The organism is Paenibacillus sp. PL91 (assembly GCF_012935325.2).
GTDB lineage: Bacteria > Bacillota > Bacilli > Paenibacillales > Paenibacillaceae > Pristimantibacillus.
The window spans coordinates 330,799-346,849 of sequence record NZ_JABBYG020000002.1; the positions used below are offsets into that span (position 1 = coordinate 330,799).

Consider the following 16,051-nt stretch of genomic DNA (forward strand, 5'->3'; position numbering starts at 1 on the left):
ACGAGCTTTCCACTCTGCTCTGCCGTACACTATTCAAAGCAGCGTATCCTATCCTTCCGCGCGAACACCCTCTCCCTCGGCGAGCGCATCCGTTTCCTCAGCCGCCTGCAGCGCTGCTGCGGAAGCAACGCGGCCATACACGAGCAGATAAGCGGCCGTAAGCTCATCCGCAATCGATTCATTCGTTACCTGTCCCAGCAGCCTGATATAGTCAAGCTGCTCCTGCGGTTTATGCTCGACTAGCGTCACCTTCGCGTATGCAAAGCCAGACTGCACGTACAGCTGCTTCACCTGCTGAAGCGTATACTGGGCTGCCGCTTGGCGCTGCGCTTTCGTATTCAAAGGGTCTAAATATTGCCGAATATTTTCAAAATAATATCGATTCGCGAAGCAGCCCATAATCCAGCCTCCAGGCCTTAGCAGCCTGATTAAGCGCATCATCGACTGCGGCGTGCCGTAAGCATGGGCATGGGCATCCCCGACCAGAATGCCGTCCAGCCCTTCAGCAGGCAGCGTCCATTCTTCAGGCTCTTTCGAGCGGAACACTGTTATTCCTGACGCCTCGGCAACGCTCGCCGCTAGCTCGCTGTGCTCGACACCGTACCATTTGGCCGCAGGGAATTGCTTCTTTAGATGATGGATCGTTGCCCCGCAGCCGCAGCCGATTTCCATGATAGAGCTATTCCCGCGCCTGTATTCATGGGATTCTCGTTGTATGACCGTGTTGAAATCCATTCGTATATGCGTCGCAGCATTCGGATCCATGCCCCATTTCGCCCTAAACACTTCCGCAGTGCCATTGAAGGCTTGTTGAAAGTGCTCCGGCTCATCCCTAAAGGTGACGCTGCCGTAATGGTGAATAAATGTATCTCCGCAAAGCATAAGCTTGTAGCCTGCCAGCCGCAGCCTCAAGCCGTAATCGTCGTTCTCGAAGCTGCCGATACCGAAGCTCTCGTCAAGCGGTCCGACCTTCTCCCACGCCTCCCGCCGCATAAGCAGGCAAAAGCCAATCAGCTTCACGCGCTCCTCCCACTTCGTTTTGTCGGGAAGCGCGTGCAGCGCGGAAGCGAACAGCTCCAGCTCCTCTATCGTCTTATATGCGGTCGGAATAGTCGTCCAGTAGGCTGCCGAGTTCGTAACGGGGCCAACCGCTCCAATCCTGTCATCGCTAAGCAAGCAGCGCTTTAATCCGTCAAGCCAGCCCGGCGTTGCGATCGTATCGTTATGCAGCAGCATGAGCAGCTCGCCCGAAGCTGCTGCAAGCCCTAAATTGCAGCCTTTAGGAAAACCTGCATTGAAACCGTTGTCGATTACGATGAGGTCCCTCTCGTTTTTTGCCCATTCCACCGTATGATCCGTCGATCCATTATCTACAATAATCAGCTCATAGCAGCCTCGCTGCGTATGCCGCCGAATGCTCTCCACGCATTGCTTCGTGTATTCAAGCTTATTGTAGGCAACAAGAATAATGCTTGTCATGCACCTATTGGCATCGCTCACGCGTATCCCCCTCAAACAAGCGTAAACGGCTTACGCAGTCCATTGGCGGCAAAAAGCTCGTTCCGCGATGAAAGATAAGCAGCTCATTAAGCTCATATTTCAAGCTGTACCCATAAAATATGTCAGCTCAGCCGTTTCGGTGAGGAGTGCCTAGCAACTACCCGGTTCTATGCCGCTTTCTTATACTTCTTTCGTATGCCCACGATCAGCATAAGCAGCGGGAGCAAAACTTGAAATATCGGGGCGACCTTCAGCGTAATGTCGAGGCCGACCCACATATGCACCGTATTATTCCTCTCCAAAAACGACGCGGCGTAGATAAGCAGGCCGATCGGCATGACGCAATACCGATAGGCGATGCCTGTTACCGCGTTAAACGTGAATACCGATGCCATGTACAGCGCCGTCATTTTGACATAGAGCCCGATAAACAGAAGCAGCGTTACAATGACATCCAGTCGCTCCAAAAAGTTAGCCAGCCTGATCAGCTGCACGACCTCAAGCAGCGGCAGCGCGGTAAGCGAAGCGAACTCGGGTCCAAGCACGCACAGCGTGAGCGCATTCATGAGGATAAGAAAAGCGGATACCCCAATATAAGCCCAATAAGACACGCGTCCGATAATTTTTTTCTCGCTGACATGCTTCCAGAACACGAAGAAAATTATCATTTGCCCAAAGGGAAAGGACAGCAAATCGGGAAATGCCGCCTTCACAACAGGCATAGCCCCATGCTCTAGGAGTGGAAGCAAATGCGTGATTTTCGGCAATCTGGCAATAAGCAAAAGTAGAATAATGAAAAAATAACTAAGCGCTGCAATGGGAAACAGAAGCTGCACGACCCGGACAAACACTTCAAGCCCCTTGCTTACGGTGTAGGCCGCAGCGCTCAGAATTAGCAGCATAATAATCCATTTTGGCGTAAAGGAAAGCAGCGCCATCATCGTAAGCTCGCCGACATCCCGCACGTTGCGCATCGATTCGTATGCAAACCATAAAGCATGGAGGATGCCAATAAAGCCGCCGATCCATTTGCCAAAATGCATGATGTAAAGCTCGGCAAGCTCCGATTCAGGAGAACGCTTCTGTACGCGAATATACATGACAGTAAGCAGCAGGCCGGCAAGCGCTGCCAGCGTCATCGCCAACCATGCGTCCTGCTTTGCCTTGATGCCGAGCTCGAACAAAGGCGTGCTTCCTAGCAAAAAAACGATGACCAAAATAGAAAGCTGGTTTTTCCCGATCTGCTGCATACGGTCTCCTTTCCGTCTATGAGCTTCCCTTCTCCTGCTCCTTCTTAAATCCGCTTCCGCTCATTCCCGTTGATACGATTTTTACTTTTACCGATATTTTCACTTCCGTGTTTGGAAACTGCTCCGTCCAGTTCTCTTTTGACTGAGACCATTGCTTCGGATATTTTTTGTGGATGACATCGCCAAAGCCCAGCACATCGGCTTGATGCTTGCGAACAGCCTGCCAGCCATTCTCTATAATGGCTGCAATCTCTCCTTCAATGAGCTGCTCGACCTTCACCACCTGCTGAGGCTCACCGAGATTGCCATTGCAATTGTATTCCATCAGCGTCCCTTCCGCGTTTGCATTCACGTGCATAATCCACTTGCCGTTTGACAGCTCTGGTCGCAGCTTTGTCTTCGCATGCGTTATGCGTATAGAGGAGCTCCGCTTTCCCTTCCCATCCTCCGCGCATGCAAATGAGATCGTTGTTCTCTTCACGTGATTTGCAAGCCACATGGCGCCTTGGCTCTCCTCATTGTTAATCCAGCCTACCAGCTTATCGTTTTTAATTAGCGCCATTTCCGATAATCTAACCTTGGAGGGCGTATTGGTACGGGTCAGTTTTTCCGCCTTATCCATGCTTTCTTTCGTGCCCGCAACAACCAATCCTGGTATGCCCGTAGCGTGTGCCGTTCCGAGCAAGTCCATCAGCACTTGATGGATGGTCATCTGCCGAAAGATAGAGCTGTTCATCTCTTCATTGGTGATCATCCGCTGAATGGCTGCGCCTGGGATTTTCTCAAGCGGGATCAGCTGCTCCAGCATCCGGCGCGCGCTGCCCCTCGCCAAGTAGACGCTTACCGTCTCACGGGAATCATGGTTGCGAAGATAAGTGTCGAGCAGCGGGCTCAGCCCCTTGCGGGCAGCCTCCTGTCCGATAATAAGAATTTGCGTATGCGAGAAGTAGAGACGCCGCGACGTTTCCTGGCTCGCCTTGCTGACAGCGCTCCGAATGCTCTCGCCCTTCGTGGAAAACACATTGACCGCCGCTGAGTTGCTGGATGCGCCCTGATTGGAAATCGCTTGTGGAATAACAACCTGATACGACAACACCCATTTGCCGTCCTGCCAATCAACGCCGGATGCGGAAATAACGGCAATATCATTCAGCTCTACACGGTTCCAGCAGCCGGCAGCAAGCAAGCATACAAGCAGCGGCAGCAGCAGCTTCCATTTATTCATTGCCGTTCCTCCCTTTCTTTACGGCTCTTTACGGCTCTTTACGGCTTGCCGGAATGCCGCTGGGCCGGCGGTTTTTTGCCATTTGGCCGACGCTTCGGATTACGCAGGTTCAAATCAAGCGGCCGAAGCACAACCGCCCACCATGGCAGCCGTATGAACACATCTCGCCATATTCCTTGCTTCGTGGGTCCCGGCGCCATCGGTGACATATATGGCACGCCGAAGGATCGCAGCGATGCGAGATGGATGAGCATAAACAGCACCGAGACGAAGATGCCAAAAAAACCTAAAATGCCTGCCATAATCATGAAGAGGAACCGGATAATGCGGGAGGTCGCCGCCATATTGAATTCCGGCATGACGAAATTGGAAATGGCCGTGAAGGATACCACGATAACCATACCCGCTGAAACAATGCCTGCCTGTACGGCAGACTGTCCCAACACGAGAGCGCCGACGATGGAAATAGCCGGCCCGATCGCACGCGGCATTCGCAATCCCGCCTCACGGAGCACCTCGAACGTGACCTCCATGAGAAGCGCTTCGAGCAGTCCCGGAAACGGGATGCCTTCCCGCTGCGCCGCTAGACTAATCAGCAGCGTTGTCGGCAGCATCTCCTGATGATATGTCGTGACTGCGATATACAGAGCAGGAAGGAGAATCGAAACCACGTAAGCACCGTAACGAATTATGCGGACGAATGTCGCAATATCGAACCTTTGATAATAATCCTCTGGCGACTGAAAGAAGGTGAAAAAAGTTGTTGGGGCCATTAAAACCATCGGTGACCCGTCAACCATAACCGCGACTCTTCCTTCAAGCAGAGCTGCCGCTACCGTATCCGGACGCTCTGAATTGAGCAGCGTCGGAAACAGCGAGAAAGTTTCGTCTTGAATAAATTCTTCTATATATCCGCTCTCCAGCACGCCATCGATTTCGATTGACGCCAGTCTGCGGTAAACCTCCTTCACGATCCCTTCATCCGCTACCCCGTGCAAATAGAGCACGCCCACGTTCGTATGCGTCTGCTGGCCGATCTTATGCACCTGCACATGAAGGTCGGAGGAGCGAATGATGCGCCGAATTAAGCTAATATTGGTTCGAATGTTCTCGACAAAGCCATGCTGCGGCCCCCGAATGACGGTTTGGGTCTGGGGAATAGTGACGCTGCGCTGCTCGCCTCCGCCCGTATCCGCAGTCAATGCCGATGCGCTCCCATCCGCCATAATGACGCATAGCCCTTCCGCCATAAATTGGAGAGCTTGCTCCAACGAATGGATGTGCTGTACCGATCCGATTGAAACAATGCAGTTGCGAAGCGCCTCCAGCAGCTGGCTACCCTTTACAAACGCATGTTCCGGCAGCTTCATGGACATTAACGGCTCCATGACGCTTTCGTTAATCGTCTCCGAATCCACGATTCCATCCACATATATAATCGCGACCTCGCGATCTGGCGCGGCATCGCTGCGAAACAATCGGGTCACGATATCCGAGCTGCCGCCGAAGCGATCACGAATCGTCTCGACGTTCGCATGCAGCGATGGACTGAACGGCGTTAGCGTCCCTTCATTTTGTTTGTTCATAACCGGCACCTTTCGTTTCCATGTTGCTTCTATTTTGGCGCATTATGGATGTAAATATGTACGGCGCTATATTTGTCATACTATAAGCTCCCATGCAGGACAAAAAAGACCATTCACATAATGGCCTCCCCCTCTCTCGCCATGCATCGCGTATGCAGCGGGAAAGTCCGCTAATCCTTGTAAAAAACATCCACAAAAAACCAGTGGTATAAGAACGGGTGTTCTGTATATAATAAGAACAAACGTTCTTGTTGTGGAGGGATGCATCATGACATTGGAAAAAGGGTTCAGCGCAATCGGTTGTGTCGTTGATGTGATTTATATGAGCAAAAAAGGCAAGTTTACGAAACGAAGAATTCGGGTCATATCCGTGAGGGACGGTTACGTCAGAGCCTTCTGTATCGACTCGGGAGCGCAGCGCGTCTTTCTGGCGGCAAATATATTAGCGGCAGAGCTGGTGAGCCGAAATGTCTCTTAGCAAGGTCATCATGCTGGCGGATTGCCAATCGTTTTATGCGTCAGTGGAGAAGGCGGAGCATCCGGAGTACCGCGATTTGCCGGTTGTCGTTGCGGGCGACCCCGAACGCAGGTCCGGCATTATTCTTGCCGCTTGCCCCATCGCCAAGTCATTTGGGGTAACGACTGCCGAGCGGCTCGGCGACTCGCTCGCCAAGTGTCCGAATTTAGTGATCATTAGGCCGCGGATGCAGCTGTATATCGATATTTCCATGATCATTACGCGCATTTATCAGTCGTATACCGATCTTGTCGAGCCCTATTCGATCGATGAGCAGTTTCTCGATGTGACCGGCTCGCTCCATTTGTACGGATCGCCCGAGGAGCTGGCTCATCATATCCAAACCCGCATTTCCGCCGAGCTTGGCATATACACTCGCTTTGGCATCGCGGAAAATAAAATTTTAGCGAAGACGGCCTGCGACAATTACGCGAAGAAAAACGATTCGGGCATTTACATCCTCTCGAAGGATAAGCTTCAGGATACGCTTTGGACTTTGCCCACCACCAAAATGTTCATGGTCGGCAGCCGGATGACACGGCATTTTAATGCGATGGGACTCGATACGATCGGCAAAATAGCCGCAACGCCGCTCGATAAGCTGAAGCTGATGATGCGCCGCAAATTCGGCAAAAACTCCGATATCAACGCCGAGCTGTACTGGCGGATTGCCAATGGAATCGATGATAGCCCCGTTACGCCGGGAACGCATCAGGTCGCTCCGAAGGCGGTAGGGCATATGATGACGCTGCCGCGCGACTATGGCAGGCTGGAGGAAATCAAGGTTGTGCTGCTTGAGCTGACGGAGCTTGTTTGCCAGCGCTGCCGCGGCAAAGGGTATATGGGGCACGTCGTTTCGGTTGGCTTAATGGGCGCCGACTATGACCGCCCGACCGGCTTTAGCCGCCAAATGAAAATGGACGATCCGACCAACGTCACCAATCAGGTTTACCGCGCCGCGGTACAGCTCGTGCTGCGGCACTGGGACGGTAATCCCGTAAGAAAGGTCGGCGTCAGCCTGACGCAATTTTCGCAGGATGACGAGTACCAGCTCTCGCTGTTTGACCCGCACCGCGAGAAGACGATGGCGCTTGAGAGAGCAACGGATGCCCTGAAGCAGAAGTACGGGGACGCCGTTATTTTAAGAGCCGTGTCCGTATCTCCCGCCGGGCAAGCGCTGCATCGCTCGGAGAAGATCGGAGGACATTACAAATGAGAAAGAAGCTTGAAGGCAATGGACTTTGGGAGTCGAGCCGCATGATGCTGCCCGAGCACAAGGTCGCTATTAATGAGCACGAGAAGGCGCTGAGGAATCGAGAGCGCGTAGAGCTTGACGAGCAGGAATGGGAAAATGTAGCCCGCCTCGTCACCGAATCGCTGCAGCAGCGCCATTCCATCACACTCCGTCTGTTCCACCCGCTTGAGGAGCTGACCGTCGCCGGCATTGTCGATCGGGTCGATCAGCTGAAGGGCCGCTTTATGGTCGACGGCGAATGGTTCTCGATTCGGGATATCGAAGGCGCTGCGATCGAGTAAATAATGAGGCGGACCCCTTTTTTAGAAACTCACATATATGCACAGCATAATAAGGAGCTGCCCCGCGCCAAGGCGGGATAGCTCCTCTTTTTATTTTCTGATTATTAATAGCCTATGATCCCTAAACCCCGGGCCTTAGCTTATCCAAGTCAGCTTGCCAATCAGCTAGCTTGTAAGCCACGAACAAGGAACGCTCAACAGGCTGAAGCAGCGGGTCAAGCCATCCCATTGTCACGTTACCTGCTTGTGCACTATTCAATTTCACAGCAATCCCAAGTTTATTTCCCGCGCTGCATCGCGAGCACAGCCAGCTCGATCTTATTGAGCATTAGCCCGTATTCATTCGTAATTTCAAAGGAATGGGGCATCGGCAGCTTCCCAAAATAAGGCGCGATATCCGCTGCCGACTTAAACCAATCGCCGAGCTCGGGCGGCTCAAGGGACTGATCGGCCCACGCTGCGCTAAGCTCCGGACTATAGATCGGCTCTGCTCCAGGCTTCAGCCGCCCGCCAAGCAGCCGCTCCACATAGATGCGCTTCGGCGGCCTTTGACGAATGCGAGCGAACATATGCGGCGCATAATCGGCGCGCGAGCCGCTATGCTTAACCGCTCCCGCAAAGCATCTAGCGCCTTCATGTACGCGCGGGATGCCAAATAGCAGCGCATAGAGACGCTTGCCGAATTCAATTCGCTCCTGCAAATTTTCGAAGCTTTCCAGAATAAGGCCGGACAGCCTGAGCACGTCACCTTCATTGCCTTTTTCTTTCCCATTTCCATATGGAAAAATAACGCCGTTCAGCTGAAGAAGCGACTGCAGTCCAAAAAACAACGTATGAAGCACTTTTTCGCGGAAATACGGCTGCTGGACGACACGCTGCTCGATATAATGCTGCTCGTTTACAATTAGCGCAATCGTCAGCGGCACCGCATCGCGGTCTCGCCAAAACTGCTTCCAGACAGGCGCCATAAACGCCGATACCCCAAAGGCAGGCAGCAGATGAAATAAGCTTCTCCCCTCACGCCTGCTCCACTCGTACAATAACAGCTGCGGATATGCATCCTGAAAGATAAAGGCATTCGCCTGCTCCAAAAACCGGAATACCGCCTCCCGCTGCTCTTCCGTAAGCAGCAATGGGAGCCACTCCCCTTGCAAATCCGTCATATTCCAGCCGCCATTTCGCGATACCATATGGGCAAGAAACGCCCAGTGGAGCTCAGGCGTACGAAAATAGATGCTGCGATAGGCCTCCGTTCGCGTCACATTATTGCGGTTGCTGGTTGCCGTCTCCGAGCGGATTCGATCAATAAGCGCCAGCTCCTCCATGCTCCAGCTGCCCGATGGCCCGGCCGCAGGCAAGGCGATAGGCTTTGACCATGCGTACATCAGCTTCGCTACGGCGGCAGATGACAATTGCAGCGGAATCGCCTCCGTCATCATCGCATGCGAGGCGCTCATTGCGCCCCACTTCCCCAACGCGTAATCAAACGCCGCGCCGGGAAGCGCGAGCAGCTGGCGCAGCCAGTAGCCGAATGAACGGCGATATGTCCCTACTCCATTATTTTTGCCCATCGTCAGCGCTCCTTGTTCAACATCATTGCCAGTGCAGGAGATGATACAAAGCTGCATGCCTATATGAACCAGTATCTGCCATAGCGCCGCTTGTCATACCGTTTAAGCAACATATGCGCTTCGATTTCCCAAGATGTATAATAAGGATATGCGAAAGGAAAGGAGCCAGGAGTCATGTGCGGAAGATACACGCTCACCGTAACGCTGGAGGAGCTGATGGTCAGATATATGATCGAGGAGACGATGGTTCCGTTTCACCGGCCAAAATATAACGTAGCTCCAAGCCAGCAGGTGCTGACGGTCATTAATGACGGACACCACAACCGGCTGGGAGAGTTAAAATGGGGACTTGTGCCGCCATGGGCTGACGATCCGAAGATCGGCTTTCAAATGCTTAACGCGCGCTCAGAGACGGCTGCGAGCAAGCCAGCCTTTCAGAAGCCGCTGCGCCACAAGCGGTGTCTCGTCCCGGCAGACGGCTTTTATGAATGGAAAACGACGGCGAGTGGCAAGCAGCCGATGCGCATCGCGCTGAAGAGCCGCGCTATATTCAGCATGGCCGGTCTATATGAAACATGGCTCTCGCCCGACGGAACCAAAATCAATAGCTGCACGATATTGACAACAACGCCAAATGAGCTCGTCGCCCCGATTCATGACCGCATGCCGGTCATTTTGCGTCCAGAGGATGAGCAGCTTTGGCTAAGCCGTGCAGTGACGGACGTTCATGCCATTGCCCCGCTTCTGCGGCCATACTCGGCGTATGAACTTGATGCCTATCCCGTTTCAACAGCAGTTGGCAGTGTCCGGAACGATGAGTCCTCGTTGATCGAGCCATGTAAAGTGGACGAGCAGCTAGAGCTGTGGTAAGTGCAAGGAAGGAAGCGATGACCCTGCTGACAGCAAAAAAAAATCGCTGACCGTAAGCGGTCAGCGAAACATTCCCCACAGCTTCAACAAATGAAACGTGTTGTTGGGATCGATTTTTTGCCCCATCACGAAGGCGACGATTTGATCCTCTTGCGTATCCGTTAGCTGCTCCTGCAAAATAACGGCCGCCGCTTTCACAAGCTTCCTCACCTTTGGCCGGTCTTGCAGATCATATTTCGTCACATTTCCAAGCAGCTGCCTAATTTTGTCCTTCACGACAGGATTTTTCATTTTGTATTTAACGCGCTCGACCAGCTGCGGCCGAATTCCATAATTTTGGTAACTCACTGTCCTGACACCTCCATCCGGCAATCCAATCACATCGTTAAACTATATGCCGCATGGAGGTAATTATTGCCTAGTCCAGCTGTTCTCCCTGAAAAAATTGATCCTTCGCGAGCACGCTCCGTACTCTAGCATAGGACTCATTTGACCAAAAATCGTCACGCTCCGTTAGTTCAGCCGCATCGTCTCTAGCAAGCTCCAGCACCTCGTAATCGGCTACCATATCCGCCAAACGGAACTCCGGCAGCCCGCTCTGCTTTGTGCCAAAAAAGTCGCCAGGGCCGCGAATTTCAAGATCGCGCCGCGATACCTCAAAACCGTCATCCGTATCCGTCATCACCTTCATCCGCTCTTTACCGGTTTCCGATTTTGGATCAGCAACAAGAATACAATGCGATTGATGCTCGCCACGGCCTACTCGGCCTCTAAGCTGATGCAGCTGAGACAAGCCAAATCGCTCAGCGTCCATAATAATCATGAGCGTCGCATTCGGAACGTCGACACCGACCTCAACAACCGTCGTCGCGACAAGCACATGCGTCTCGTTCGCGCCGAAAGCGCCCATAACCGTTTCCTTCTCGGCAGCAGAAAGCCGGCCGTGCAGTAGCCCTACGCGCAAGTCTGGAAAGGATTGCTGCGTTTGCACGTATAGGTCAATCGCATTTTGCACATCGAGCTTCTCCGATTCTTCAATCAGCGGACAAATGATATACGCCTGACGCCCCTTGCTAACTTCTTTGCGAATAAAGCCAAGCACGCGCTCCATCATGCTGTGCTTCACCCAATACGTTTTGATCGGCTTCCGACCATGCGGCCGCTCGCGAATCGTCGATACATCCATATCTCCGAACGCCGTAATCGCCATCGTTCTTGGGATAGGCGTTGCCGTCATCGTCAGCACATCGGGATTCATTCCTTTGCGCCGCAGCACGCTTCGTTGATTTACGCCGAATCGATGCTGCTCATCGACGACAACAAGCCCCAGACTCCGAAAGAAAACATCTTCTTGTATAAGTGCATGCGTTCCGACTGCAATATCGATGATTCCCATCTGAAGACCGGCAAGCACGTCTCTCCGCTTCTTCTCCGTAAGGCTTCCAGTCAGCAAGGCAACCTGGATACCCAGTTCAGCAAACATTCTCGTTAGTGAGCGCATGTGCTGATCCGCCAATATTTCAGTCGGCACCATTAGTGCTCCTTGATGGCCTGATTTAACCGCAACGTACAAAGCGATGGCTGCAACTACCGTTTTGCCGGAACCAACATCACCCTGGAGCAGACGATTCATGCATGACAGCCTTCTCATATCCACGCATATCTCATTAACGACCTTCTTCTGGGCATCGGTCAGCTCAAACGGAAGCGTAGCAGCGAACTTGCGAATCGTCTCGCTCTCGATCTGATGCGCAATGCCGTCATTGCGCTTGCGATTAAGCGCCCGATAGGCCTGCAGCTTCAGCTGGAAAAGAAACAGCTCTTCGTACACAAGTCGTTTGCGGGCAGCTTGTCCTTCCTTTGTGTCATCCGGCAAATGAATGCGCTCAACCGCATCGCGCCTTGCCATCAGATCATGCTGGCGCACCAGCTCATGCGGCAGCATCTCTTCAATCATCGCTCCGTACTGCGTCAACGCTTGGCGTATCGTCTTACGTATCCATGTCTGCGTAATGCTTCCGCCAACCGAATAAACCGGCTGCAGCGTTCCAGACTTCGCTGCCCCGCCGCTTCCCGGAAACTCCGAGTCCGATATCGTCATTTGCAGCCGCTGCTGCTCCCATTTGCCCGTGAGCATAATTTCCCGCCCGATTACAAGCTGATCCTGAAGGAAATGACGATTGAACCAAACGGCCGTAACCAGCCATTGTCCAACCTCTACCTTGCAAGTCAGTCTCGACTTGCCCTTCCCGTAGCGCTGCAGGAGGGGAACGCCCCGAACATGCCCCAGCACCGTGACCTTCTCGCCTTCCTTCACGTCGGTAAGCTCACGAATGCGGTAATCCTCATATCGAAACGGAAAATAATCGAGTAAATCCGCAACTGTTCTCACGCCAAAGGCGTGAAGCTCCTCTTCCTTAGGAGCGCTCACGCCTTTGATTTGCCGAACAGAAATTTGATCCAGCGTCATCATTCTATCACATCCTGTACATAAACACGGCCGATGCGCCAGGTCCCGTATGGGTGCCAACAACCGCGCCTATTGTCGTCCAGCCAATGGCTTGCACATTGAACTGGCTCTTCAGAAGCGCTAACAGCTCCTCTGCCCCTTCCTTACGGAAAGAGTAGGCCATTGTGAGGCCAACCGGCTCATCGCCGTACGTCTGCTTCAGCAGCTCGACGATACGTGCCATCGCCTTCTTTGAGCCGCGCACCTTATCTACCGCAAGCACAACGCCATCCTTGTCCAAGGATAGAATAGGCTTTATGTTTAAAATCGAACCGATCAGCGCTGAAGCTTTGCCAATCCGTCCGCCCTTTTGCAAATACTCAAGTGTATCCACTAAAAAATATAAATTCGTATCGCGCTCTAATTGCTCAATGGCCTCGATTATCCGTTCCTTCGATTCGCCTGCCTGTGCCATTTCAGCCGCTTTCACGACGCGCATCCCAAAGCCAAAGGAAGCCGATCTGGAGTCCAACACTGTAATATCCGACTCTTCTTCGAGCATCGACTGCGCAATAACAGCCGATTGATAAGTTCCGCTGAGCGCCGCAGAGAGATGAAGCGAAATAATAGGCGACTCAGCGTCTTCCGCAAGCAGACGCTCGTATACGTCTGAGAATTCCATTGGCGATGGCTGCGATGTCGTAGGAAGCGCAGAAGAATGTGCCAGCTTCTCATAGAACTCCTCAGAAGTAATCGTCACGGCATCCAGAAACGTTTCTTCGCCGAAGAGTACTTTAAGGGGGACTATTGTAATTCCCAAGCGTTCTCTAATTTCCTTTGGAACGTCCGCCGTGCTATCCGTTACTATTCTGACCTTCCCCAACATAACCCCTCCCAGCATTAAAACGACTGCAATTTATTCCAATGCAAAAACATAAGGATACAGCGGCTGTCCGCCCTTTTGCACTTCCAGCTCCAGCTCAGGATACTGCTCCCCGATCCATTCGCATAGCGACGCCGTCTCTGCAGCATCTGCTTCCTCGCCGGTAAGAATCGTCAGCAAATCTCCGCCTGTGCTCAGCATGCTAGCGATAAGCGATTGGCAGGCCTCCAGCAGATCAGCGTTAGACACGACAATCGTTTTTTCCTTGATCCCGATGAAGTGGCCCGCGCGAATATCCACGCCTTCAATCGTCGTATCTCGCACAGCCTTCGTCACTTGTCCAGAGAGCACCTGCTCCGCCGCATTTTTCATCCATGAACTATTTCGCTCAGCCGTTTCATCTTCCTTGAAAGCGAGAACTGCCGCTAACCCCTGCGGTATCGTACGCGTCGGAATGACTGTGACGCTGCGCTCGCTTAGCTCGGCAGCCTGCTCCGCCGCCAAAATAATGTTTCCGTTATTCGGGAGGATATAAATATGCTCCGCGGACAAAGCCTTGATTGCTTTTACGAAATCCTCCGTGCTTGGATTCATCGTCTGCCCGCCGGACAATACCGTATCGACTTCATTTTCCAGAAAAATATCCGCGATACCCTCGCCTAGTGCCACGGCGATGATGCCAAATGGTGCCTTCTCAAATACTTGGCCCGGCGGAGTGACTGGAACGGCCTGCCCTGCTAGCAGTTCAGCCGCTGAAAAATCTGCAATAGTAGAGTTTTCTTGCTCATGCTCAAGCAAATCACGATGCTGCTCACGCATGTTGAGAATATGAATATCCGTCAATTCACCGTAAGGTAGAGATAGATTGAGCACGTCTCCAGGCTTGCGCGTGTGAACATGCACTTTAATAATATCGTCTTCAGTTATGACTAGTATGGAGTCTCCGTCTTTTCCAAGCGCTCGTTTGTAAGCGGATTCATCAAAAAACGCTCCTGTATGCCCCGATAGCTTGCGATTGATAAAAAATTCCATATCGTATAAAAACTCAATCGCTTCCGTTGATAAGCGTGATTGCGCCGATGACAGCTCTTGCTTACGGATGATTGGCGGTGCAACTGTCGGAACAGCGACCTCTTCCGGTGGAGCCGCTTCTGAAGCCATCGAATAGGAATCCAAATTGCCATCTAATTCCGCAAGGCTGCGCACGAAGCCTTCATAAATAAATACGAGGCCTTGTCCGCCGGAATCTACTACGCCTACCTGCTTTAGCACTGGCAATAAATCAGGCGTGCGCTGCAAAGCTTCATGTGCCTTCTGATGCACCTCGCGCATCAATTCAACCACATCATTCGTTCTGCGGGCATATTGTACGGCATGCTTGGCAGCTTCCTTCGCGACCGTAAGAATCGTTCCTTCGACTGGCTTTACGACAGCTTTATAAGCGAGGTCAACACCGTATTGCAAAGCAGCGGCAAGCTGCGCCGTTCCCGCCTCTTCAAGACCGGCAAGCGATCTGGAGAAGCCCCGGAACAGCTGTGACAAAATAACGCCAGAGTTGCCTCTTGCGCCCATAAGCAGCCCCTTCGATAATGCTTCCGTCGCTTTTCCGATGCTGCTTGACGGCTTGTTGCGCAGTTCGCTAACGCCAGAGGACATCGTTAAGTTCATGTTTGTTCCCGTGTCGCCATCCGGCACTGGGAACACATTTAGTGCGTTAACGTACTCTGCGTTGCGCTGTAAATAATCCGCGCCGAGCAGTGCCATTGCGGCAAAATCAGATCCGTTTATAAAGCGCTTACTCAACGAAATTTCCCTCCCTGTTACTTAAGTACCCTGACATCTTGCACAATTATATGGACTTCTTCCACTTGTAGACCGATTACGTCATTCAGCACATATTTCACCTTGGATTGAATGTTATGCGCTACTTCGGAAATTTTCGTTCCATAGCTCACGATGATGTAGAGGTCGATATGCAGCTTTTCATTTTCGCGCCTAACTTCGACGCCGCGGGTCAAATTATCCCGTCCGAGCAACTCGGCAATTCCGTCCTTCAACTGTTTGCGGGAAGCCATTCCGACAAGTCCATAACAATCCATGGCCGCAGAGCCGGCAATAATGGCTATGCAATGATCTGAGACATGTATGGAACCTAATTCGGTGCTTAGCTGCAGAGGCATGGAAATACACTCCCTTACTGTATATATTATGGACTACGTTCATTGTACTATAAACGGGACCTTTATAGAAGTCCGTTCAATAAATCCAGTATTTCTGCGTCATTACTAGCTTTGAAAGCGATGTGCAACAATGTTGTCCATATATTTAGGTTGAATAGAACCGATGTTTATGATACGATATTCAAGTGTGTTTAAATGTTATTTCGCTTACGAATGAAGTTTTCCTCACGCATAACGAAGCCATTGTTAAATGGAATCAGTTTTGCTCTAGCAAGACTTAAAGGAGGTGTAGTCATGTCCCGCAAATGTTTTCTTACAGGTAAAGCACCTGGTAAAGGTAACAACGTTTCCCACGCAAACAACAAAACACGTCGTTCTTGGGGCGTAAACGTGCAAAAGGTTCGCATCTTGGTTGACGGTAAACCAAAACGTGTTTATGTCAGCACTCGCGCACTGAAAGCTGGTAAAGTTACCCGCGTATAAT

15 protein-coding genes are annotated in these 16,051 nt (G+C 52.0%); 5 read left to right on the forward strand and 10 right to left on the reverse strand.

Annotation, left to right across the window (positions count from 1 at the left end):
• Nucleotides 1-48: 48 nt before the first annotated feature.
• The 4 genes from HI950_RS06850 to HI950_RS06865 all read right to left on the reverse strand — a co-directional run bounded on the left by HI950_RS06850 (nucleotide 49) and on the right by HI950_RS06865 (nucleotide 5,561).
• Complete coding sequence (locus tag HI950_RS06850) at nucleotides 49-1,500, reverse strand: glycosyltransferase (protein ID WP_169083134.1); 1,452 nt, start codon at nucleotides 1,498-1,500, stop codon at nucleotides 49-51.
• Nucleotides 1,501-1,667: 167 nt separating this feature from the next.
• Nucleotides 1,668-2,750 (reverse strand): GerAB/ArcD/ProY family transporter, encoded by a 1,083-nt coding sequence (locus tag HI950_RS06855; RefSeq protein ID WP_169083135.1) that lies wholly within the window; start codon nucleotides 2,748-2,750, stop codon nucleotides 1,668-1,670.
• A gap of 16 nt (nucleotides 2,751-2,766) precedes the next feature.
• A complete protein-coding gene (locus HI950_RS06860; protein WP_169083136.1) occupies nucleotides 2,767-3,975 on the reverse strand; it encodes a Ger(x)C family spore germination protein in 1,209 nt (402 codons plus the stop codon).
• A 38-nt stretch (nucleotides 3,976-4,013) separates the two neighbouring features.
• Nucleotides 4,014-5,561, reverse strand: coding sequence for a spore germination protein (locus HI950_RS06865; protein ID WP_169083137.1), 1,548 nt, complete (start codon nucleotides 5,559-5,561; stop codon nucleotides 4,014-4,016).
• Between the two features lie 268 nt (nucleotides 5,562-5,829).
• Between HI950_RS06865 and HI950_RS06870 the strand changes: the two genes are divergently transcribed.
• From HI950_RS06870 to HI950_RS06880, 3 genes are read left to right on the forward strand one after another with little or no spacing between them, the layout of a single operon-like run.
• Complete coding sequence (locus tag HI950_RS06870; protein WP_169083138.1) at nucleotides 5,830-6,039, forward strand: hypothetical protein; 210 nt, start codon at nucleotides 5,830-5,832, stop codon at nucleotides 6,037-6,039.
• Nucleotides 6,029-7,294, forward strand: coding sequence for a DNA polymerase IV (locus HI950_RS06875; RefSeq protein ID WP_169083139.1), 1,266 nt, complete (start codon nucleotides 6,029-6,031; stop codon nucleotides 7,292-7,294). Before HI950_RS06870 ends, HI950_RS06875 begins: the two co-directional genes overlap by 11 nt.
• The gene (locus HI950_RS06880) at nucleotides 7,291-7,614 is read left to right on the forward strand and encodes a YolD-like family protein (RefSeq protein WP_169083140.1); all 324 of its coding nucleotides are present in this window, start codon (nucleotides 7,291-7,293) and stop codon (nucleotides 7,612-7,614) included. Before HI950_RS06875 ends, HI950_RS06880 begins: the two co-directional genes overlap by 4 nt.
• A gap of 278 nt (nucleotides 7,615-7,892) precedes the next feature.
• Here the strand turns inward: HI950_RS06880 and HI950_RS06885 are convergent, their stop codons facing one another.
• A complete protein-coding gene (locus HI950_RS06885; protein WP_169083142.1) occupies nucleotides 7,893-9,185 on the reverse strand; it encodes a DUF2515 domain-containing protein in 1,293 nt (430 codons plus the stop codon).
• Between the two features lie 174 nt (nucleotides 9,186-9,359).
• Between HI950_RS06885 and HI950_RS06890 the strand changes: the two genes are divergently transcribed.
• Nucleotides 9,360-10,055 (forward strand): SOS response-associated peptidase, encoded by a 696-nt coding sequence (locus HI950_RS06890; protein ID WP_169083143.1) that lies wholly within the window; start codon nucleotides 9,360-9,362, stop codon nucleotides 10,053-10,055.
• 60 nt (nucleotides 10,056-10,115) lie between these two features.
• Here the strand turns inward: HI950_RS06890 and HI950_RS06895 are convergent, their stop codons facing one another.
• The 5 genes from HI950_RS06895 to HI950_RS06915 all read right to left on the reverse strand — a co-directional run bounded on the left by HI950_RS06895 (nucleotide 10,116) and on the right by HI950_RS06915 (nucleotide 15,567).
• Nucleotides 10,116-10,403: a stage VI sporulation protein F gene (locus tag HI950_RS06895; RefSeq protein ID WP_053375644.1), complete on the reverse strand. Its 288-nt coding sequence runs from the start codon at nucleotides 10,401-10,403 to the stop codon at nucleotides 10,116-10,118.
• A 70-nt stretch (nucleotides 10,404-10,473) separates the two neighbouring features.
• Complete coding sequence (recG, locus tag HI950_RS06900) at nucleotides 10,474-12,525, reverse strand: ATP-dependent DNA helicase RecG (protein WP_169083486.1); 2,052 nt, start codon at nucleotides 12,523-12,525, stop codon at nucleotides 10,474-10,476.
• A 7-nt stretch (nucleotides 12,526-12,532) separates the two neighbouring features.
• On the reverse strand, nucleotides 12,533-13,387 hold the full coding sequence (locus HI950_RS06905) for a DegV family protein (protein WP_169083487.1): 855 nt from the start codon (nucleotides 13,385-13,387) through the stop codon (nucleotides 12,533-12,535).
• A 33-nt stretch (nucleotides 13,388-13,420) separates the two neighbouring features.
• On the reverse strand, nucleotides 13,421-15,151 hold the full coding sequence (locus tag HI950_RS06910) for a DAK2 domain-containing protein (RefSeq protein ID WP_169083488.1): 1,731 nt from the start codon (nucleotides 15,149-15,151) through the stop codon (nucleotides 13,421-13,423).
• A gap of 56 nt (nucleotides 15,152-15,207) precedes the next feature.
• Complete coding sequence (locus HI950_RS06915; protein ID WP_053375640.1) at nucleotides 15,208-15,567, reverse strand: Asp23/Gls24 family envelope stress response protein; 360 nt, start codon at nucleotides 15,565-15,567, stop codon at nucleotides 15,208-15,210.
• A gap of 294 nt (nucleotides 15,568-15,861) precedes the next feature.
• On the opposite strand from HI950_RS06915, the gene rpmB reads away from it, so the two are divergent.
• A complete protein-coding gene (gene rpmB / locus HI950_RS06920; protein ID WP_053375639.1) occupies nucleotides 15,862-16,050 on the forward strand; it encodes a 50S ribosomal protein L28 in 189 nt (62 codons plus the stop codon).
• Nucleotide 16,051: the final 1 nt, after the last annotated feature.